The sequence below is a fragment of the Pseudomonas sp. BGA-UO-ETr-WB11 genome (genome assembly GCF_059567785.1).
The window spans coordinates 1-20911 of sequence record NZ_JCAQOS010000002.1; the positions used below are offsets into that span (position 1 = coordinate 1).

The following is a 20911-nucleotide window of genomic DNA, read 5'->3' on the forward strand; positions in this document are numbered from 1 at the left end:
CTTCTTTTCAGCTTCTCGTCAGCGGGAGGCGAATTCTACAGCGTTTCAAACCGCTGTCAACATCCTTCTCAACCGCTTCCGATCTACTCGATCGAAGCACCAACAAGATCAAAACACCACCTTGTCAGCCCGGCGCATTCTACACAGCTTTCGCTGCTTTGCAACCCCTCTTTTTAAGCTAACTCTTTGTTTTCAAAAGAGTTTTCCGAGAGATCTGCGCCGGAAGAGGTGCGAATTATAGACACTTAATGGGAGCAGTCAAGGGGTATTTCGTTCCACTAACCACCTTCACGGATTAACAAGCAAAACCGGCGCATTAGGCGCCGGTTTTGCTAAGCGATAAAGCCGTTACAACTCGGGCTCAGAACGACTCACCCTTCGCCGCCTTCTCTACTAGTAGGGCGGGCGGATCAAAGCGTTCACCATACTGCTCAGCCAGATACTGCGCACGCGCGATAAAGTCCGGCAACCCATACTGATTGATGAACTGCAGCGCGCCACCAGTCCATGCCGCAAAGCCAATCCCAAAGATCGACCCGATGTTGGCGTCGGCGGTGGATAGCAATACACCCTCTTCAAGACAGCGCACGGTTTCGATGGCCTGGATAAACAGAATGCGATCGCGCACGTCCTCCTGGGAGATGTGCCCATCTGCTTTCTCGAAGCGCGCCTTCAGTTCAGGCCACAGATGCTTCTTACCGCCAACGGGGTAATCGTAGAAACCGCCGTTAGCGGCCTTGCCTGGACGCTTGTATTCGTTGAGCATCATGTCGATCACGGCAAACGCTGGATGCGCCGGAATCTCTTTGCCCTCAGCCTTGAGGTCTTTAACCGTCTGCTGGCGGATATGGTTCATCAGACTCATCGACACTTCATCAGAGATCGCCAACGGGCCCACCGGCATGCCGGCTTTGCGCGCTTCATTCTCGATCATTGCAGCACTAACACCCTCGCCCAGCATCGCAATGCCTTCATTGGTGAACGTGCCAAAGACCCGTGAAGTAAAGAAGCCACGACTGTCATTGACCACAATCGGGGTTTTCTTGATCTGCATGACGTAGTCAAAGCCGCGAGCCAGGGTCTCATCGCTGGTCAGCTCGCCCTTGATGATTTCCACCAACGGCATCTTGTCGACCGGGCTGAAGAAATGCAGACCGATAAACTTGTCCTGTTTCTGTACAGCGGTGGCCAACCCGGTAATCGGCAAGGTTGAGGTGTTGGAAGCAATCACCGCATCACTCAGTGCGCAGCGCTCGGCTGCCGCCGTGACATTGGCTTTTAGATCACGGTCTTCAAATACCGCCTCAATGATCAGATCGCAGCCAGTGAAATCCGCTTCCTTATCGGTTGCCGTGATACGGGCGAGAATCCCATCGCGTTTTTCTACACTCATGTGGCCACGGGAGACTTTCTTGTCCAGCAGCTTGCTCGAATAGGCCTTGCCCTTCTCGGCAGCGTCTATGGACACATCCTTGAGCACCACGTCGATACCGGCCACTGCCGATACATAGGCAATGCCCGCACCCATCATCCCGGCACCCAGCACGCCAACCTTTTTCGTGACGTAAGGCGCGTAACCTTTTGGCCGTGAACCACCAGCGTTGATTTCATTGAGCTGGAACCAGAAGGTTCCGATCATGTTCTTCGCCACCTGGCCGGTGGTGAGCTCGGTGAAATAGCGCGCCTCGATCAATTGCGCGGTATCGAAGTCAACCTGGGCGCCCTCTACCGCCGCACACATGATTTTCTCCGGCGCGGGGAAGCAGCCCTTGGTCTTGTCACGCAGTACCGATGGAGCGATCGCCAGCATTTGCGCCACGGCAGGAGTGGACGGTGTACCACCGGGAATCTTGTAACCCTTCACATCCCACGGCTGCACGGCTGCAGGGTTAGCGGCAATCCAGGCGCGCGCCTTGGCCAGCATGTCATCACGATCAGAAGCGATGTCCTGAATCAGACCGGCCTTCAACGCCTCCTGCGGGCGCACCTTCTTGCCTTCCAGCAGGTAGGGCAAAGATTTTTCCAGGCCCAGGATGCGCACCATCCGCACCACGCCACCGCCGCCTGGCAGCAAGCCCAGGGTTACTTCCGGCAAGCCGATTTGCACGCTACTGCTGTCCAGCGCAATGCGGTGGTGGCAGGCCAGAGCTATTTCCCAGCCGCCGCCTAGCGCCGCACCATTAATAGCAGCCACTACCGGCTTGCCGAGGCATTCCAGGCGGCGCAATTGGCCTTTGATGTTAAGAATCATCTGGTAGAACTGGGCTGCATCGGCCTTGGTGACCTTGATCAGCTCATTCAGATCGCCACCGGCGAAGAACGTCTTCTTCGCCGATGTAAGGATTACACCGACGATCGAGTCTTTCTCGGCTTCCAGGCGATCAACAATGTTGCCCATGGCCGCGCGGTATTCAGCGTTCATGGTATTGGCGCTTTGGCCAGGCATGTCCATGGTCAGAACGACGATATTGTCCTGGCCCTTTTCGTAACGGATGGCGTCAGTCATCTTCGAGCTCCGGCCTTAAACGCGTTCAATAATGGTTGCAATGCCCATACCGCCGCCCACACACAGGGTAGCGAGGCCGTAACGCAGATTGCGCTTCTCCAACTCATCCAACAGGGTGCCGAGAATCGCGCAACCGGTTGCACCGAGCGGGTGGCCCATGGCGATGGAGCCGCCGTTGACGTTGACCTTGTCTTCGGACACGCCCATGTCCTTCATGAACTTCATTACCACCGAGGCAAACGCCTCGTTGACCTCGAACAGGTCGATGTCATTGACGTTCAGCCCGGCCTTGGCCAGAGCCTTGCGCGTAGCCGGCGCCGGGCCGGTGAGCATGATGGTGGGATCGGTGCTGGTGACTGCCGTGGCGACGATCCGCCCACGGGCCTTCAACCCAAGTTCTTTGCCCTTGGCTTCGGAGCCAATCAGCATCAGCGCTGCCCCGTCGACGATGCCCGAGCTGTTGCCTGGGGTGTGGATATGCTCGATGCGCTCCACATGGGAGTACTTGCGCAGGGCCGAGGCATCGAAGCCCATCTGCCCCATCATCTCGAAGCTAGGCTTGAGCTTACCCAAGCCCTCCAAGGTGGAGTCGGCACGAATGAACTCGTCATGATCGAGAATCAGAATGCCGTTCTGATCGGTCACCGGCACCAGCGATTTGTTGAACGAGCCATCGGCCCGTGCACGCGCGGCTTTCTGCTGCGAACGCAGGGCGAACGCATCAACATCAGTCCGGGAAAAGCCTTCCAGCGTGGCAATCAGGTCGGCACCGATGCCCTGCGGAACGAAATGGGTGTGCATGTTGGTCGCGGGGTCCATGGCCCAAGCGCCACCGTCAGAGCCCATCGGAATGCGCGACATCGACTCGACGCCACCCGCTACGACCAGGTCTTCAAAACCAGAGCGCACTTTCATCGCCGCCAGGTTGACGGCTTCCAGGCCTGAGGCGCAGAAGCGGTTGAGTTGCACGCCCGACACCTGCTCATCCCAATCCGCCACCAACGCGGCTGTTTTGGCGATGTCGGCACCCTGATCACCCACCGGCGTCACGCAACCAAGGACGATATCGTCAACCTGGCTGGTATCCAGCTCATTGCGGGCCTCAAGGGCTTTGAGCAGGCCGGCCACCAGATCAACTGGCTTGACGCTGTACAGCGCGCCGTCCTTTTTGCCTTTACCGCGGGGCGTGCGCACCGCATCGAAAATGAATGCTTCGGTCATGGCGTCCTCTGGCCTCCTTATATAGGAGGGATAGGTAGCGGTGTGGAAGTCCGCTGCCCAGCAGCGGCTACCAACAATTGTTGTTAGGCCGCTCTACCATAGCCGCAACGCGCGCAGGCTCAATGACCGAAATGCTCAGGCCCATTGACCACTCAGCTCAGACCAACGGTAGGACTGCGTGTAACGCTGGAACAATGCCCCATACAGGTGTCTGGCCTGTGGCTTACAGCCCAGACGAAGGGTTGCGTGAATAACCGCCAACTCCTAGACCGTACGCTCTTGCTGCCAAAGCTTCTAAGGCGAGTGTGGCCCGCGCCCTAGAGTTTGTAAGGCAAGGCGCCATCGCCGGGCAATGCCGGGATGGTTTTTGAGTTAACGCCAAGCTGTTACCCCTGAGTGCGATCAAGGCAACGCGCACATGGCGAGTAACGGCAACAAGAATAAAAGGCAGCACACCATGCATATCCACGCGAAAGTCCGCCAAGCGGGCATGATCCTGTTTGCCACCGCCGTGGTTCTGATCCTGCCCAACCTCAGTCGCCTGATTAGTTAGAGTGCAAGCCGCCCGTTGCTGTTACGCCGTCAGCAACGGGCGCAGAGGCGTATCAGGTAAACGCCAGATTCAACCAATGCCGGTAAAAACCCTCAGCCACCTGATTCAGCTGGGCGATGCGCTGCGGCAGGTTTTCCCGCATAAAGGCAATGCTCTGCTGGCTGGGTTGACTGGCATCCAGCAGATAACCCGCCTCGGTTAGCCACAGATCAACCAGCTCAGCGGTCATTTCCGGATGGGACTGCAACGCCAGCACCTTGTCTCCCCAAGTAAACGCCTGGTTCTGGCACCAGCCATTACTCAGCAAGTGCTGCGCTCCGGGCGGCAGATCAAAGGTATCACCGTGCCATTGAAACAACTCAAACTCGCCAGGCACGTGGCGCAGCCAAGGGCTGTTAGCCGCTTGCACTGTGTGCTGAAGACGCTGCCAGCCAACCTCTTGAAAGGCCATGGTGCGCACCTCGGCACCGAGCGCCCTGGCCAATAGCTGACCGCCCAGACAGTGACCGATCATGGGAATGTCACGCTGCAGAAAATGCTGGATGGCTGCTACTTCCGTCGTCAGCCAGGGCAGCGGATCGTTCACGCTCATGGCGCCGCCCATGATTGCCACGGCCTTGGGCCGGTCGAGGTCGACGCCTGCCAGCTCGCCACGGTCAACCCGCAGCACCTGGTAATCAAGCTGCTGAGCACGCAGAACCTGGGCCAGATGGCCAGGGGTGCAGTGATCGGTGTGAGTCAGTATCAGAATATCGCTCATGGTGCCCTCCGCCGCGCAGTGTGCGACAAAGGTCAAGGCAAGGTCGAGAGAGGAACGGGATGTTGTACCGTCAGCTGCCATTGCGGTCAGCTGACGGGATTACGCGACATGCAACCTTAAAGACTACAAACGGGCATGCTCCTGGATCACGCCCCACCCCTCAAGTCGCCCGCCAAGCGGTACCACCAGGGTTTCCAGACCCTGCTCAAAATCATCAATGCCGGCATGGCTGGCGTACATCACCTTGCTCACTTGCAAGTGCCAGACGCCTTCGCAACGCTGATTGATCTGGGTATTCAGCGACTCACCGCGAAAGCTTTGCGCCACCAGTCGGGCCCGTTCCTCATCAGGAAAAATGGCGTAAAACTCAATGGCATGGATACGAGCGAAATCGAAACCGCCCTCCTTCATACGCTGTAGCAGACTGCTGCTGTTGGATTCCGAAGCGCTCATGGACATAGATTGGTACCCCTCATTGAGTAGACATCAATCACCGTGTTGCTCTGCGAGAGTAGCCCTATCGTTAGGGTCTGTCGCCGTTTCATTCGTGGCCGCGCCGGGGCAGGCCCGGCCCTTCGGGTTGCGCGAGAAAGGGGCCCCGCTGCTGTTGCAGGACTTGGTAAGGGAATAACCATTACCGGCGTCCTGCGCCTAACCGGGAGCCCTTTCTCGCGGCAACGCAGCTCATAATGAAACGACAACAGACCCTAAGGCCACGCTGAACATTTAGTCCAGCGCCGGCCACTTGTCACTTTTCGCGGCTTAACCAACCCATGATGGCCCGCGTCATCCAGGCCGGCGACAGCTGGGCCGACCAGTACATCAACTTGAACAGCCCGCTGATCGGCCGATGCACCGCGGCCCCCTGTGACTGCTGCCAAACAGCGTCAGCGATCTGCTCAGCCTGCAAATTGACGCCTAGATGGCGCAGGGCCGGCGGCTCAAAAGCCTGACTGCTGACCATTGGCGTGCGCACAAAGGGCGGCATTAAATCGCCGACGCGAATGCCATGGCGACGCCATTCCAGATCCAAGGCTTCGGTCAGACCGCGTACGGCAAACTTCGACGCCGAGTAGCTGGCCATGTGCGGCGTGCCATACAAGCCCGAGGCCGAGCCCATGTTGATCACCTGGGCGTTGGCGGTAGCCTTGAGGTAGGGGAACGCCGCATGGGTCATTTGCAGCAAACCCAGCACATTGATTTGCAGGATGCGCGCGTGCTCGGCCAACTCGATACTCTCGAAATGGCCGAAGCGCAGTACTCCGGCGCAGTTAAACAACAGCCGCAACTGCCCCGCATGTTCGCCGGCAAAATCCTTGAGTGCCGCCTGCACCGCAGCCGCATCGGCCACATCCAACTCGGCATGCCAGACTCCGCCAAGCTCCTCAGCCAGGCTGGCCAATGCGGCGTGATTGATATCGAGCAAACCTACTTTCCAGCCACGTGCATGAAACAAGCGCGCCGTGGCGGCACCGATGCCCGAGGCCGCGCCGGTGATCAGAATATTGTCCATCTAACCCTCCTGCGCCCGCAAAAAACCGGCGACCCGCGCCATGGCAAAGTCGGCCGCCTTGAGTATCCCGGCATAGGCCTGAAATACATGCCAAAGCCCCGGATACACCTCCAACTGCACCGCCACACCGGCGGCCTTGGCGTGCTCGGCAAAGCGCAGGCTGTCGTTGAGCAGCAACTCATCGGTGCCGACCTGAATCAGCACCGGCGGCAACCCGCGCACATCAGCAAACAGCGGTGACAAGCCAGGCGCTTTGGGGTCCTGGCCTGCCGGGCAGTACAGCGCCAGGGCCTGCTTGATCCAGGCCGGATTGAGCACAGGATCGCGCCCTGCCGGCTCATGCACATGCTCAAAGGTGAAATCCGTCACCGGGGAAAAACACACCAGCGCCGCCGGCAAAGGCAGCCCCAGTTCACGTATGCGCAGCGCCGTGACCAGGGTCAGATTGCCGCCGGCGGAATCACCGCCAATAACAATCTGCTCACTCCGGTAGCCCATGGCCAACAGCTCACGATAGGCCGCCACGGCATCCTCCAGGGCGGCCGGATAGGGATGCTCCGGCGCCAGGCGATAATCCAGGGCACAGACTGCTCGCTGACTGCAGGTGGCCAGAATGCCGCTGATGCCGCGATGGGTCGCCGCCGAGCCGATCAGGTAGGCGCCACCGTGCAAGTACAACAGCACCCGTCCGCCATCCTGCGCCGGGCGCTGCCATTCACAGGGCCGGCCGCCAAGGTGCCCATGGGTCAAGCTCAACCCGTGGGGCGCCCGTGTGGTGGCCGTGAGCATGCGCAACAACCCGCGCTGCAGTGCAATCGGCGTGGGTGGTCGCACCAGGCTGCAAAACAGCAGACGCAAACCGCCGCGCAGCAGGCCGCGCAACAGCGGCTGGCTGAGTGCTGGCGGAGTAAATTCAACGGCTGCAGTCATAGTCAGCAAGCTCCAGGTGACGGGTTTGTTGGCGGTAAGTAAAGGTGAACCCCGGCCAGTTGTTGGTGTTCTTGCCGGCCGCATTCTTGTACCAACTGGTGCAACCCTGCTCCCAGATCGAATGGCGGATCACCTGCTGCAGGTGCTGGTTGAAGCGTTGTTGCACCTGAGGCTTCACATCCATATAGCGCAGGCCTTGCTGCTGCAACGCGTCCAAGCAATTGAGCACGTAAGCAAACTGGCTTTCCAGCATGTACAGGATCGAGTTGTGGCCCAGGTTGGTGTTCGGCCCGTAGAGCAGGAACAGATTGGGAAAGCCATTAACACTGATGCCCTTATACGCTTCGGCGCCGTCGCGCCAGGCTTGGTTCAGCTCCACACCATCCAGACCTTTGATCTGCATCGGCGCAAGAAAATCGGTGGCCGCAAACCCGGTGCCGTAGATCAACGCATCCACTGGATGCTCACGACCATCGGCCGTCACCACACCATGGGGGGTGATGAACTGAATGGCCTGATTGACGATCTCAACATTGCCCTGTGCCAAGGCCGGGAAGTAGTTATTGGAGATCAGAATACGTTTGCAGCCCAGCGGATAGTCCGGCTGCAACTGGCGCTGCCGCTCAGGGTCGACGATGGCAGCGGCCAGATGGCGCTGAAAGCTGAACTGAAACAGCTTCATCAGCACCGGAAAGTGGATAAACGCCAGAGCGCGGACTTCGTGCTGCACATACTTGAGGCCGCGATCGATTTGCTGCAGCCACGGCCAGCGACGCAATAGGGCCAGCTCCCAGCGCTTATAGGCCCGGTCCGGTTTGCTGATCACATAGGCGGCGCTGCGCTGGAACAGGGTCAAGTGCTGCACCTTGGGCACAATCTCCGGCACAAACTGGATCGCACTGGCGCCGGTGCCGATCACCGCCACCCGCTTGCCGGCCAGGTCATAGGCGTGATTCCAGCGCGCCGAGTGGAAGGCTTCGCCGGCAAAGCTCTCCAAGCCAGGAATGCGCGGATAGGCAGGCTGATTCAACTGACCACAAGCGCTGACCAGCGCCTGCGCCTGGTAGTGCTCACCATCCTTGCCGATCACCCGCCACAGGCCGCTGGCCTGCTCGAACTCGGCACTCGCCACCTCCGTGTTGCAGCGGATTTTGCCGGCCAACTGGTGCTTGTCCACACAGTGCTGGATATACGCCACGATCTCCGCTTGCGGGGCGAACTTGCGACTCCAGTCGGTCTTCGGCTCGAACGAATACGAATACAAGTGCGACGGCACATCACAGGCTGCACCCGGATAGTGATTGTCGCGCCAGGTGCCGCCCACCGAGGCCGCTTTTTCCAGCACGAGAAAATCGTCGATACCACGCTTTTGCAGCTGGATAGCAAGGCCGACACCGGCAAAACCGGCACCGATAATCAGCACGCGCAGCGGCGCCGCAGCTGGGGAATTAGTTGTCATTGTTCGTCCCGTAGGTTTTAGGCTGTGCGTTCATACTACGTGGCCGCACGACGATGCGTTATGGCATAGTCGGCCACTAATTGTGAATTGCGGCCAACATGTCGAACACTTTAACCCCCCCGCCCGCTGGTCACTGGCCGGCACGGCGCAGCATCATCAGTGCTCAGTTACAGACCCAGTTCGGCATGGATCAGGGCCTGTCGATTGAGCAGTGCCTGGCCGGCAGCGGCCTGACCCTGAGCCAATTGGGCGATCCCGCCAGTGAAATTGACGCCAGCCAGGAGCTGATTCTGATTGGCAATCTGGTGGCAGCCCTTGGCCATATCCCCGACCTCGGCCTACTGGCGGGCCAGCGCTATCACCTCAGCACCTACGGCATCTGGGGCTTTGCCCTGCTCAGTTGCCCGACCCTGCGCAGCGCCGCCAACATGGGCTTGCGCTACCTCGACCTGACCTACGCGTTCTGTCGCATGCACCTGGAAGATCACGGCGAAGACATGCACCTGCGGCTGGACGACCAAGACCTGCCGCCGGCACTGCGCGACTTTATCCTGCTGCGCGATACCGCCGGCATGCTCAAGATCCAGCGTGACCTGCTCGGTCAGCCTCTACCGTTCAAGCGCGTTGAGTTGCGTATGCCCGCCCCCGCCGATGTCGCCCGCTATACCGAGCATTACGGTGTCGAGCCGCTGTTCGGCCAGGCGCAAAATCGTTTCGTGCTGGCCCAGCAACTCCTCGACCTGCCCTTGCCCGGCGCCAACCCCCAGGTGGCGCACGACTGCGAAATGCAGTGCCATGCCCTGCTTACCCGTCGGCGTGAACGCTCAGGCCTGGCCGGACAAATTCGTACGCGTTTGCTCGGCCGTCCCGGCCGTCTGCCGGACATGAATGAGATTGCCGCGCAGCTGCACACCAGTACCCGCAGCCTGCGCCGGCGCCTGAGCGAGGAAGGCACCAGCTTTCGCCAACTGCTGGAAGAGGTACGTCAGACCCTGGCGGAAGAATTGCTCGCCACCGGTGGCCTGACCCTGGAAGAGATTGCCGAGCGCCTGGGCTATGGCGAAGTGTCGAACTTCACCCACGCCTTCAAACGCTGGAAAGGCCTCGCGCCGCGCCAGTACCGACGCCGGCATGCGACATCCTGAACATTCAGCCGGGTGTGCATCTGTGCTAGCGTGCCAACCTAACTAGGAACAACCCTATCTAGCAAAGGAGCAGCACCCATGGCCATCAGCAAAGAGCAACTGATCAGCGACCTCGCCGAAGCCGTCGACGCACCCAAGGCGCAAGTGCGCGCCCTGCTGGAGCACCTCAGCGAAATCGTCAGCGACGCCCTGGAAAACAGCGATGAAATCACCTTGCCTGGCATCGGCAAGCTGAAAGTAACAGCGCGCCCAGCACGCAGCGGCCGCAACCCACAGACCGGCAAAGCGATCGAAATCGCCGCTAAGAACGTGGTCAAGTTCGTTCCGGCCAAAGCCCTGACCGACGCGCTCAACTAAGTTCTCAGCGCTCGTATTTACGCCTTGCGCCAACGGCTCAGGGCGTAACGCCCAGGGCCTGCAACTGCTCGACAAACCCCGCTTCATCCAGCACTCGCAAGCCAAGCTCACTGGCCTTGGCCAACTTCGAGCCAGCGCCCGGCCCGGCCACCACGCAATGGGTTTTGGCCGACACCGAACCCGCCACCTTGGCGCCCAATGCCTCCAACTTGGCCTTGGCCTGATCACGGCTCATCAGCTCCAGCGTACCGGTCAACACCCAGGTCTGGCCGGCCAGCGGCAGCCCGGCGACGACGCGTTTCTCACTTTCCCAGTGCATGCCGAACTCGCGCAACTGCGCTTCGATTTTCAGCGCCCGCTCGCGGTGTTCAGCCACGCTGAAAAACTCGCGTACGGCATTGGCCGGCTTCTCACTCAGGGTCTGGCGCAGGTCCAGCCAATCGGCTTCGAGGAGTTTGGGCAACGACTCGCCAAACTTGCTGGCCAGGGTTTTTGCGCCGGTAGGACCGAGGGACGGTATGTGCAGTTTGTCGAGCAAGCCGGCCAAGGTGGTGCAGGCGGCAAACTCGGCACCCAACTCGCCCTGCCCCTGAATATCCAGCACCTGACCCAGTTGCTCGATCACGTTCTGGTTGTGCGCGTCACTGAAGAACTCATGAATCTCATGGGCCACTTCCAGCCCTACGTCCGGCAGGTAGGTCAGCACTTCGGGCAACGCGCGCTTGATCCGCTCCAACGAGGCCAGCGAGCGCGCCAACACCTTGGCCGTTTCCTCGCCAACATCGGGAATCCCGAGGGCATAAATAAACCGCGCCAACTCGGGCTTCCTGCTGTTCTCGATGGCGGCCAGCAGGTTATTGCTCGACAGCTCGGCAAAACCCTCCAAGCCTACCAACTGGTCGAACTGCAAGCGGTAGAGGTCGGCTGGCGACTGCACCAGGCCGAGGTCCACCAGTTGCTCGACACTCTTCTCGCCGAGCCCGTCGATGTCCATGGCGCGGCGCGAAACGAAGTGAATGATCGCCTGCTTCAGCTGTGCCTGGCAGGCCAGACGGCCAACGCAACGGTAGATGGAACCCGCGCTGAAGGACTCCTTACCCTTGCTGCGCTTGACCAGCTGGGTGCGCTCAACATGGGAGCCGCACACCGGACAGCTCGCGGGGATTTCTACCGCTCGCGCATCCAGCGGACGTCGCTCCAGCACTACCTGCACCACCTGCGGAATCACGTCGCCGGCGCGGCGGATGATCACCGTGTCGCCGATCATCAGGCCCAAACGTGCCACTTCATCCATGTTGTGCAAGGTGGCATTGGCGACCATCACGCCGGCCACCTTTACCGGCTTCAAGCGCGCCACCGGCGTCACCGCCCCCGTGCGCCCGACCTGAAACTCCACATCCAGCAGCTCGGTCAGCTCTTCCATGGCCGGGAATTTATGGGCGATGGCCCAACGCGGCTCGCGCGCACGAAACCCCAGCTCGCGCTGCCAGGCCAGGTTATTGACCTTGAACACCACGCCATCGATTTCATAAGGCAAGGCTTCGCGCTTGGCACCGATGCGCTGGTAATAGGCCTGACAAGCATCGATGCCGCGGGCCAGATACAACTCAGGGCTAATCGGCACACCCCAGGTCTGCAGCGCCTGGAGAATGCCCAATTGAGTGTCCGGCAACTCGCCCTCAACCTGGCCGATGCCGTAACAGCAGAAGGCCAAGGGACGGCTGGCGGTGATTTTCGAATCAAGCTGACGCAGGCTGCCGGCGGCGGCGTTGCGCGGGTTGGCAAAGGGCTTGGCACCGCTCTCCAGCTGGCGCTGGTTGAGGGCATCGAAACCGGCCTTGGCCATAAACACCTCGCCGCGCACCTCCAGCACCGCGGGCCAGCCACTGCCCTGCAACTTGAGCGGAATGTTGCGCACCGTGCGCACATTGGCGCTGATGTCCTCACCCGTGCTGCCATCACCACGGGTGGCGCCGCGCACCAGTTGCCCCTCGACATACAGCAGGCTCACGGCCAAGCCGTCGAGCTTGGGTTCGCAGACGTACTCGACCTCGGCGCCACCGCCAAACAGATCGCCAGGCGGCAGGTCGTCGGCCAGGCCCTCACGCACGCGGCGGTCGAAATCCAGCATATCGGCTTCGGCGAAGGCGTTGCCGAGGCTGAGCATCGGCACCTCGTGGCGCACTTCGGTAAAGCCGGCACGCGGCGCCCCACCAACCCGCTGAGTCGGCGAATCGACGGTAATCAAGTCCGGATGTGCCGCTTCCAAGGCCTGTAATTCACGAAACAGGCGGTCGTATTCGGCGTCAGGAATACTCGGCTGATCAAGCACGTAATAACGCTGATTGTGCCCGTCCAGTTCGGTGCGCAAATCAAGGATGCGCTGGGCGGCGTGGGAGGTGTCTGTGCTCATGCTTACGGCTCTCAAAAACGCAAAGAGCAGCCGAGGCTGCTCTTTTTAATAATCACGGATTCAGCTCAGGCGCGACTCAGCGCTTGGGCATCATGTGCTTGCGCTCGAACTCGACGATGCGCTGACGGTAATGCTCGATGGTCTGCGCGGTCATGACGCTGCGCTGGTCATCTTTCAGCTCGCCGTTCAGCTCGTGGGCCAGCTTGCGCACCGCAGCCAACATCACATCGAAGGCCTGCTTAGGATGCCGCGGGCCCGGCATACCGAGGAAGAAACTCACCGCACGGGTACTGAACAGGTCGATATCGTCCAGATCGAAGGTGCCAGGCTTAACGCCATTGGCCATGGAGAACAGCACTTCGCCATTGCCGGCCATGCTTTCGTGGCGGTGGAAAATGTCCATTTCGCCAAAACGCAGGCCGCTTTCCAGAATGTTCTGCAGTAGCGCCGGGCCGTTGAAACCGCCTTCGTCGCGAGAGATGACGTTGATCACCAGCACTTCTTCAACAGGCGGCAGGTCTTGTGCATCTTCCTGAGCCTGAACTTTGCGCTTCTTGTCGCCTTCGTCCACAGGGGTCAACAGGGTTGGCACCGGCTCATCCAGTTTCAGGTCACCTTGGCTCGGCTCACCGGAACGGCGGCGATTGAGCTCGCGGGCACTCATGGCCGGCAAGTCTTCTTCATCCACGCGCGGCTCGTTCTGGCGATCAATCACCCGCGCCGGGCCAAGCAATTCAGGGTCGCCACCGACGTCGTCATCCATGCCGGAGAAACTGCGATCCAGCTTGAATTTCAGCTTGCCCTTGCCACCGCGCATACGGCGCCAGCCATCAAAAAGAATACCGGCGATAACAATGATGCCGATGACGATCAGCCACTCGCGCAGACCGATTTCCATGTAATTCCGTGACCCCGACTAAAAAAGTGATGAAAGCAGGCCTTCCAAGCCCTGCTGCAATAATCTCAACGTGGCGCCAAGCCCATGTTCTGGCTGGCGTTTTCCCACGCGTAACAAAAAGTTGGCATTAAGCTAGCACGACAAAAGATAACTTTACACCGTCTGTCGCTTCAGGCTTCAACCATTGCCAGTGCCTGCTCCACATCCACGGCCACCAGACGCGAGCAACCGGGCTCGTGCATGGTCACACCCATCAGCTGATCGGCCATTTCCATGGCGATCTTGTTGTGGGTGATATAGATGAACTGCACGGTCGCCGACATCTCTTTGACCAACCGCGCATAGCGGCCGACGTTGGCGTCGTCGAGCGGCGCATCCACCTCATCAAGCATGCAAAAGGGTGCCGGATTGAGCTGGAAGATGGCAAATACCAGCGCCAGCGCCGTCAGGGCTTTCTCCCCGCCGGACAATAGGTGAATGGTACTGTTTTTCTTGCCGGGCGGCCGCGCCATGATGCTCACACCGGTGTCGAGCAGGTCTTCGCCGGTCAGCTCCAGGTAAGCATTGCCGCCGCCAAAGACTTTTGGGAACAGGGCCTGCAGGCCGCCGTTGATCTGATCGAAGGTTTCCTTGAAGCGGTTACGGGTTTCCTTGTCGATCTTGCGGATCACGTTTTCCAGAGTATCCAGCGCCTCCACCAGATCGGCATTCTGCGCATCCAGGTAGCGCTTGCGCTCGGACTGCTGCTGGTACTCGTCGATGGCAGCCAGGTTGATCGGCCCTAGCCGCTGAATCCGTGCGGCCAGCCGCTCAAGTTCATCACTCCAGGCGCTTTCGCTCGCCTCACTGGGCAAGGTTGCCAGCACGCCGTGCAGCTCGTAGCCGTCTTCCAGCAGCTGATCGAGCAAAGCCTTGCGCCGCACACTCAGGGCCTGCCATTCGAGGCGTTGCTGCTCCAGCTGACCACGCAGCAACTGCCCCTGCTGTTCGGCCTGGGTGCGGCGCTTTTCCGCGTCGCGCAATTGCCGGTCAGCATCTTCCAGGCCCAGGCGCGCCAACTTCAGCTCGTCTTCCACGGCCATGCGCTTATCGAGCAACTCTTCCAGCTTCATGCGCAGCTCTTCCAGCGGCGCCTCGCCCTCTTCAAGGTTGAGATTGAGCTGCTCGCGCTTCTCGTGCAGACGCTCGGCCTGCAGCTGCAAACGCTCCAGAGCCTGACGCGTAGAGTCGTGCTGGGCCTTCAGCGAGCCCAGACGCACGGCCAGTTGATGGGCGTGATCCTTGTGCTGGCGGGCCTCCTGACGCATGCGGTCAAGGCGTTCGCGCAAGCCATCGCGCGCTGCCAGCAGGCGTTCGCGTTGTTCGGTGTCGACGGCCATGGCGTCCAGCGCGTCCTGCAGGTGCAGGCGTGACTCGCCCAGTTGCTCCTGCTCCAGCTCGCGCTGATCAGTCAATTCGTGCAGCTCATGATCCAGGCGCTGACGGCGCAGGGTCAGCTGCTCGGCCTTGGCCTGGCCGGCGGACAGCTGGGCCTTCAACTCGCCCTGCTGGCGGGCCTCGTCCTGCAGTAAACGGCGCTGCTGCTCGCGGGCTTGCTCTTGCACGCGCTGAGCCTCGCGCAGTTGTTGCAACTGTTCATCCAGGTCGGCCAGGCGCGCGCTCAATTCTTCGCGCTCAGCGTGCAGACGCTCCAGCTCCTGGGCACGAGCCAACACGCCGCTCTCGGCAGCCTCGGCGCGGCGTACCCGCAAAAAGTGCCGACCGACCCAGTAGCCATCAGGGCTGATCAGGCTTGCGCCAGGCGCCAACTGATGGCGTTGCTGCAGCGCAGCTTCAAGCGATGGCACCGGTTTGACCTGGGCCAGCCACGGAGCCAGATCGACGCTCGCTTCGACCTTGTCCAGCAGGCTGCCAGGTACGCGCACGCCACCACGGGTCGGCAGCGCCAGGCGCAGGTCTCCCTGGCTGAAGCCCTGCAGATCCAAACTATTGAGCTGTTGTTCGTCGTCCAGTAAGACGGCCTGCAAGTCGGCACCCAGCACGGTTTCCACCGCCAACTCCCAACCCGCCTCAACGCGCAAACCGGCGGCCAACGGCGGACGCTCATTCAATTGCTGTGCCGCCAGCCACTCGGCCGTGCCCTTGCCCGGATTGAGGGCTGCCTGCTGCAACGCCTCAAGCGCAGCCAGGCGCCCCTGCAAGCGTTGCAGTTCGCCCTGGGCCTGCTGCTGGGCCTGACCGGCTTGCAGCAGTTGCCCGCGCAATTGCTCCAGGCCGTCTACCTGTAGCTGTTCGGCAGCCTGCAATTCCTCCAGGCTCAGCTCGCTGAGGGCCAGTTGCTCGGCCAGGGCCAGGATCGCCGCATCCTGTGGGTCAGCCGCCAGTTGCTGACGTTCCTCGGCCAGCCGGCGCTGACGCTCGGCCAGGCGTTCCAGGCTCTGCTCCAGTTGCTGAATCCGCGACTGCTGCACCTCGGCTTGCCGACGTGGCTCGGCGGAGTGCTGGGTAAAACCGTCCCATTGCTCCTGCCAGCCGTGCATGCCGCTCTCCGCCTCTTCCAGCGCAGCGGCGGCTTCCTCGGCGGCAGCAGTGGTCAGTTCTTGCTCAGGCTCAAGCTGGGCCAGTTCTTCCCCCAGGGTCGCCAGCAAGGTGCTGTCGTGGCCCAGGTGTGATTCGGTTTCCTGGCGCGCGCGCTCGGCATCGCGCAGGTCATCCTGTAACTGGCGCAGGCGCTGCTGGCCATGCTGGATGCTTTGTTCGACGCGGGCAATGTCACCACCCACTGAATAAAACCGTCCTTGCACCAGGTTGAAACGCTCCGACAGCTCGTGATGGCCGTCACGCAGACGCTCGATGCTGGCATCGGCATTGCGCTGCTCGGCCACCAGCGCCTCGAAGGACACTTCCTGGTTGCCGATGACCGCTTCACGCTGACCAACCTGTTCATTCAGGCTCTGCCATTTCAACGCCGCCAGTTGGGCTTTCAACTGCCGCTCTTCGGCCTTGTATTCCTGGTACTTCTCGGCGGACTGGGCCTGACGGTGCAGACGCTCCAGCTGACGCTCCAGCTCTTCGCGCAGGTCGGTCAGACGCGCCAGGTTTTCATGGGTACGGCGAATGCGATTCTCGGTCTCGCGACGGCGCTCCTTGTACTTGGAGATGCCAGCAGCTTCCTCGATAAAGTTGCGCAGGTCTTCCGGCTTGGCCTCGATCAGCTTGGAGATCATCCCCTGCTCAATGATCGAGTAGCTGCGCGGGCCCAGGCCGGTGCCGAGGAAGATGTCGGTAATGTCGCGCCGGCGGCACTTCACACCGTTGAGGAAATAGGTGTTCTGACTGTCGCGGGTGACCCGGCGGCGGATGGAGATTTCCGCGTAGCTGGCGTATTCGCCCAGCAACGTACCGTCGCTGTTATCGAACACCAGTTCAATGGACGCCTGACTGACCGGCTTGCGGCTGGTGGAACCGTTGAAGATGACATCGGTCATCGACTCGCCGCGCAGGTTCTTCGCCGAGCTTTCGCCCATCACCCAGCGCACAGCGTCGATGATGTTGGACTTGCCGCAGCCGTTAGGGCCGACCACCGCGGCCATATTGCTGGGGAAGTTGACCGTGGTCGGATCGACGAACGACTTGAACCCGGCCAGCTTGATGCACTTCAGACGCATGCTGGGCTAGCGCTCGGCCAGGGCGGCAAGCACCAGTGCGCGATTGTGCTCGCCATAGGCATTCAGCACGGCGCTGGCTGCCGCTTCGTCGCGGGCGATGATGGCCTGCAACAGGTTGGCGAAAGTGCTGATGAACTGATTCATCTCGCCTTTGCGCCGCTCCAAGGCCAGATGATAGGTGCGACTGATGGCCGGCAGCAGGTTTTCCAGGGTTTCCTGCAGGTACAGGTTGTTGGCAAATGGAAAAGCCGCGCGCATCACATCGAAACTGCTCTCGACGAAACCGTCGATATCTTCGCGCTGCATGCAGGCAAGCATCTGGCGCTGGATGTCGATAAAGCCCTGCAGCTCACTTTCGCGCCGCCAATTGCGGGCCACCGCATGGGCCAACATGATGTACAGGTAGATGACCAGTTCGTAGAGGTTGCTCACGTGCTGGGCAGTCAGCTCGGACACCTGGGCGCCCCGGCGCGGCAAGATGACGATCAGATGGCGGCGCTCAAGAATCAACAAGGCCTCGCGCACCGAGCCACGACTGACATTCAGCGCCTGGGTGACCTTGATTTCCTGAATGCGCTCGCCCTCCTTGAGCTCCCGGCGAATGATGCGCTTGGCCAGGTGCTGGGCAATCTGTTCGGCGAGGCTGTCCGGGGCCTTGAACGTCATGTTTTTCCTTGAGAAATCGTTAAAACGCGCAGGCCGCGAGTGTAACACAGGGGATTGGCCCAACCGACAGGCAGGGGCGGGCTTCACCGTGCAAAAGATGGGTAGGCAGCCCGCCCTAGCATCGCGAATATTGTCGGACAATCCAACAATAAAAGCCATGGAGTCCGCCATGTTCGCCAATCGCTCATCCGACTGGATGCTATCGCTCAAACAAATCGGCTACTGGTTCTGGCTATTGCCAGTCGCCCTGGTGCCCCTCAGCTATCACCTGGCCCAAGGCAGCGCCTATGCCGATGCCTGGGCGTTTCTGCTGCCCATCGTGACCTTTGGCATCATTCCCGTGCTGGATGCCCTGCTCGGCCGCGACCCGGCCAACCCGGAAGAAAGCCAGCAAGTGCCGCAACTTGAAGGGCAACTCTACTATCGCGTACTGACCCTGGCCTGCCTGCCGGTGCTACTCGGCCTGCTCGGCTGGGGCGGCTGGGTTCTGGCCAACAACACGCTCTGGAGCTGGGTTGGCCAAGTGGGTTGGACCCTGTCGGTGGGCGTGGCAATGGGCGCCATCGGCATTACCGTGGCCCACGAACTGGTCCACAAAGACCCAGCCATCGAGCAGGCCGCTGGCGGCATCCTGCTGGCGGCCGTGTGCTACGGCGGCTTCAAGGTCGAGCATGTACGCGGTCACCACGTGCACGTTTCAACCCCCGAATGTGCTTCGTCGTCGCGCTTTGGTCAGAGCCTTTATAGTTTTCTGCCGCACGCTTACAAGCACAACTTCCTCAATGCCTGGAAGCTTGAAGCCGAACGCCTCAAGCGCAAGGGCCTGCCGGCCTTCTCACTGCACAACGAACTGATCTGGTGGTACGCCCTGAGCGGGTTATTTCTCGCAGGGTTCAGCCTGGCCTTTGGCTGGCTTGGCGCGATCTACTTCCTCGCCCAGAGCTTCGTGGCCGTAACCCTGCTGGAGATCGTCAACTACCTGGAGCATTACGGCCTGCACCGGCGCAAACTGGACAACGGCCGCTACGAGCGCACCACCCCGAGTCACTCGTGGAACAGCAATTTCCTACTGACCAACCTGTTTCTCTTCCACCTGCAGCGCCATTCCGACCACCACGCCTACGCCAAACGCCGCTATCAGGTGCTGCGCCACCATGAGAGCAGCCCGCAACTGCCCAATGGCTATGCCGGCATGATCGTCCTGGCGTTGTTCCCACCGCTCTGGCGCGCCGTGATGGACCCGCGGGTACGCGCTTACTATGCCGGCGAAGAGCATCAACTGAGCCAGAGCCAACTGGCACCTTGAGCCCCACCCAGCCCCTCCACGCGAGGGGCTGGATATTTGCCGCTGGCAAGTGCTTGCAGCGCGCACTGGCAACACCCAAGCTAAGGGTCCACCAGCCACGCATTGGCGAGGATCAGCTTTGGATTGGCAAACCCTGCTTAACCGCGAACGACTCGGCAAACCGGTGCACAGCGCCGAGGAACTAGGCCGCAGTCCCTTCCACAAAGACCATGATCGCATCATCTTCTCTGGCGCTTTCCGCCGTCTGGGGCGCAAGACCCAGGTGCATCCGGTGTCCAGCAACGACCACATCCACACGCGCCTGACCCACTCGTTGGAAGTCAGCTGTGTGGGCCGCTCCTTAGGGATGCGCGTGGGTGAAGTGCTGCGTGACGACCTGCCCGCCTGGTGCGATCCGGCCGACCTGGGGATGATCGTACAATCGGCCTGCCTGGCCCATGACATCGGTAACCCGCCGTTCGGCCACTCCGGCGAAGACGCTATCCGCCACTGGTTCCAGCAAGCGGCTGGGCGCGGCTGGCTGGACGCCATGAGCGACGCCGAACGCGGTGACTTTCTCAGTTTCGAGGGCAACGCTCAGGGTTTTCGCGTACTCACCCAGCTGGAATACCACCAGTTCGACGGCGGTACCCGGCTGACCTACGCGACCCTCGGCACCTACCTGAAATACCCCTGGACCGCCCACCACGCCGAAGCCTTGGGCTACAAAAAGCACAAGTTCGGCTGCTACCAGAGCGAGCTGCCGCTGCTCGAACAGATCGCCCGCAAACTCGGTCTGCCACAGCTCGAAGACCAGCGCTGGGGCCGTCATCCGTTGGTGTACCTGATGGAGGCCGCCGATGACATCTGCTATGGCCTTATTGACCTCGAAGATGGCCTGGAAATGGACCTGCTGGAATACAGCGAGGTCGAAGCTCTGCTACTCGACCTGGTGGGTGATGACCTGCCAGAAACCTACCGGCAACTGGGGCCCAACGACTCGCGCCGGCGCAAACTGGCGATTCTGCGTGGCAAGGCCATCGAGCACCTGACCAATGCCGCCGCTGCCGCATTTGTCGGCCAGCAGCAGGCCTTGCTGGCCGGCGCCCTGGAGGGCGACTTGGTGGAGCACATGCACGGCCCCGCCAAGCGCTGTGTGTTGCAGGCCAAGGCATTGGCGCGGGCAAAGATATTCCAGGACAAGCGCAAGACCCTGCACGAGATCGGCGCCTACACCACCCTGGAAATTCTACTCAATGCCTTCTGTGGTGCGGCTCTGGAGCAACATGGCGGACGCACGCCCTCGTTCAAGAACCGGCGCATCCTCGACCTGCTCGGCAACAACGCACCCGATCCGCACTGGCCGCTGTACACCTCATTCCTGCGCATGATCGATTTCATCGCCGGCATGACCGACAGCTACGCCACCGAAATGGCCCGCGAGATGACAGGCCGCTCCAGTCCGGTCTAGGCGGCCGCCGGACTTAACACTGCCCTGCTGTGGCCCAGGCCAACGGACGTCAAGCCCGTCTAACTG

The 20911-nt window shown here is 60.8% G+C and carries 16 protein-coding genes; 5 read left to right on the forward strand and 11 right to left on the reverse strand.

All coding sequences use genetic code 11. The annotated features are described in order from the left end of the window. On the forward strand, positions 1 to 182 hold a 182-nt coding region (locus tag AC56DI_RS00490; protein WP_496344449.1), incomplete at its 5' end, for a hypothetical protein. Positions 183 to 361: 179 nt separating this feature from the next. On the opposite strand, the gene AC56DI_RS00495 is transcribed toward AC56DI_RS00490, so the two are convergent. The 7 genes from AC56DI_RS00495 to AC56DI_RS00525 all read right to left on the reverse strand — a co-directional run bounded on the left by AC56DI_RS00495 (position 362) and on the right by AC56DI_RS00525 (position 8942). Next, positions 362 to 2506, reverse strand: a complete 2145-nt coding sequence (locus tag AC56DI_RS00495) for a 3-hydroxyacyl-CoA dehydrogenase NAD-binding domain-containing protein (RefSeq protein WP_496344450.1) — start codon at positions 2504 to 2506, stop codon at positions 362 to 364. A 15-nt stretch (positions 2507 to 2521) separates the two neighbouring features. After that, on the reverse strand, positions 2522 to 3727 hold the full coding sequence (locus tag AC56DI_RS00500; RefSeq protein WP_496344451.1) for an acetyl-CoA C-acetyltransferase: 1206 nt from the start codon (positions 3725 to 3727) through the stop codon (positions 2522 to 2524). Positions 3728 to 4332: 605 nt separating this feature from the next. Next, positions 4333 to 5040, reverse strand: a complete 708-nt coding sequence (locus AC56DI_RS00505) for a type 1 glutamine amidotransferase (protein WP_496344452.1) — start codon at positions 5038 to 5040, stop codon at positions 4333 to 4335. A 123-nt stretch (positions 5041 to 5163) separates the two neighbouring features. Then, positions 5164 to 5499 (reverse strand): ribonuclease E inhibitor RraB, encoded by a 336-nt coding sequence (locus AC56DI_RS00510; protein ID WP_324520209.1) that lies wholly within the window; start codon positions 5497 to 5499, stop codon positions 5164 to 5166. Between the two features lie 289 nt (positions 5500 to 5788). Further along, positions 5789 to 6553 carry an SDR family oxidoreductase gene (locus AC56DI_RS00515; RefSeq protein ID WP_496344453.1) on the reverse strand — a complete coding sequence of 255 codons (765 nt, stop codon included), beginning with the start codon at positions 6551 to 6553 and terminating at the stop codon, positions 5789 to 5791. Continuing rightward, entirely contained in the window at positions 6554 to 7483 is a 930-nt protein-coding gene (locus AC56DI_RS00520) for an alpha/beta hydrolase (protein WP_496344454.1), read from the reverse strand. It lies immediately after the preceding gene. Next, the gene (locus tag AC56DI_RS00525) at positions 7467 to 8942 is read right to left on the reverse strand and encodes a flavin-containing monooxygenase (RefSeq protein ID WP_496344455.1); all 1476 of its coding nucleotides are present in this window, start codon (positions 8940 to 8942) and stop codon (positions 7467 to 7469) included. Before AC56DI_RS00525 ends, AC56DI_RS00520 begins: the two co-directional genes overlap by 17 nt. A gap of 98 nt (positions 8943 to 9040) precedes the next feature. Between AC56DI_RS00525 and AC56DI_RS00530 the strand changes: the two genes are divergently transcribed. Next, entirely contained in the window at positions 9041 to 10087 is a 1047-nt protein-coding gene (locus AC56DI_RS00530; protein WP_496344456.1) for an AraC family transcriptional regulator, read from the forward strand. A 78-nt stretch (positions 10088 to 10165) separates the two neighbouring features. Continuing rightward, positions 10166 to 10444 carry an HU family DNA-binding protein gene (locus AC56DI_RS00535; protein WP_422589297.1) on the forward strand — a complete coding sequence of 93 codons (279 nt, stop codon included), beginning with the start codon at positions 10166 to 10168 and terminating at the stop codon, positions 10442 to 10444. Positions 10445 to 10481: 37 nt separating this feature from the next. Here AC56DI_RS00535 and ligA read toward each other — a convergent pair whose 3' ends face one another. From ligA to AC56DI_RS00555, 4 genes are all read right to left on the reverse strand, one after another. Continuing rightward, complete coding sequence (gene ligA / locus AC56DI_RS00540; RefSeq protein WP_496344457.1) at positions 10482 to 12857, reverse strand: NAD-dependent DNA ligase LigA; 2376 nt, start codon at positions 12855 to 12857, stop codon at positions 10482 to 10484. A 76-nt stretch (positions 12858 to 12933) separates the two neighbouring features. Next, positions 12934 to 13755, reverse strand: a complete 822-nt coding sequence (gene zipA / locus AC56DI_RS00545) for a cell division protein ZipA (protein WP_496344458.1) — start codon at positions 13753 to 13755, stop codon at positions 12934 to 12936. Positions 13756 to 13925: 170 nt separating this feature from the next. Then, positions 13926 to 17423, reverse strand: a complete 3498-nt coding sequence (gene smc, locus AC56DI_RS00550; protein WP_496344459.1) for a chromosome segregation protein SMC — start codon at positions 17421 to 17423, stop codon at positions 13926 to 13928. Positions 17424 to 17429: 6 nt separating this feature from the next. Beyond that, entirely contained in the window at positions 17430 to 18089 is a 660-nt protein-coding gene (locus AC56DI_RS00555) for a GntR family transcriptional regulator (RefSeq protein WP_496344460.1), read from the reverse strand. A gap of 169 nt (positions 18090 to 18258) precedes the next feature. Between AC56DI_RS00555 and AC56DI_RS00560 the strand changes: the two genes are divergently transcribed. After that, the gene (locus AC56DI_RS00560; protein ID WP_496344461.1) at positions 18259 to 19395 is read left to right on the forward strand and encodes an alkane 1-monooxygenase; all 1137 of its coding nucleotides are present in this window, start codon (positions 18259 to 18261) and stop codon (positions 19393 to 19395) included. A 118-nt stretch (positions 19396 to 19513) separates the two neighbouring features. After that, complete coding sequence (locus AC56DI_RS00565) at positions 19514 to 20845, forward strand: deoxyguanosinetriphosphate triphosphohydrolase (protein ID WP_496344462.1); 1332 nt, start codon at positions 19514 to 19516, stop codon at positions 20843 to 20845. Positions 20846 to 20911 lie beyond the last annotated feature (66 nt).

Bases quoted from the DNA above. Each gene is read 5' to 3' on its own strand.
- AC56DI_RS00525 (WP_496344455.1), bottom strand. From the start codon at position 8,942: ATGACAACTAATTCCCCAGCTGCGGCGCCGCTGCGCGTGCTGATTATC.
- AC56DI_RS00515 (WP_496344453.1), bottom strand. From the start codon at position 6,553: ATGGACAATATTCTGATCACCGGCGCGGCCTCGGGCATCGGTGCCGCC.
- AC56DI_RS00535 (WP_422589297.1), top strand. From the start codon at position 10,166: ATGGCCATCAGCAAAGAGCAACTGATCAGCGACCTCGCCGAAGCCGTC.
- smc (WP_496344459.1), bottom strand. From the start codon at position 17,423: ATGCGTCTGAAGTGCATCAAGCTGGCCGGGTTCAAGTCGTTCGTCGAT.
- AC56DI_RS00555 (WP_496344460.1), bottom strand. From the start codon at position 18,089: ATGACGTTCAAGGCCCCGGACAGCCTCGCCGAACAGATTGCCCAGCAC.
- AC56DI_RS00530 (WP_496344456.1), top strand. From the start codon at position 9,041: ATGTCGAACACTTTAACCCCCCCGCCCGCTGGTCACTGGCCGGCACGG.
- AC56DI_RS00520 (WP_496344454.1), bottom strand. From the start codon at position 7,483: ATGACTGCAGCCGTTGAATTTACTCCGCCAGCACTCAGCCAGCCGCTG.
- AC56DI_RS00495 (WP_496344450.1), bottom strand. From the start codon at position 2,506: ATGACTGACGCCATCCGTTACGAAAAGGGCCAGGACAATATCGTCGTT.
- AC56DI_RS00500 (WP_496344451.1), bottom strand. From the start codon at position 3,727: ATGACCGAAGCATTCATTTTCGATGCGGTGCGCACGCCCCGCGGTAAA.
- zipA (WP_496344458.1), bottom strand. From the start codon at position 13,755: ATGGAAATCGGTCTGCGCGAGTGGCTGATCGTCATCGGCATCATTGTT.
- AC56DI_RS00510 (WP_324520209.1), bottom strand. From the start codon at position 5,499: ATGTCCATGAGCGCTTCGGAATCCAACAGCAGCAGTCTGCTACAGCGT.
- AC56DI_RS00505 (WP_496344452.1), bottom strand. From the start codon at position 5,040: ATGAGCGATATTCTGATACTGACTCACACCGATCACTGCACCCCTGGC.
- ligA (WP_496344457.1), bottom strand. From the start codon at position 12,857: ATGAGCACAGACACCTCCCACGCCGCCCAGCGCATCCTTGATTTGCGC.
- AC56DI_RS00560 (WP_496344461.1), top strand. From the start codon at position 18,259: ATGTTCGCCAATCGCTCATCCGACTGGATGCTATCGCTCAAACAAATC.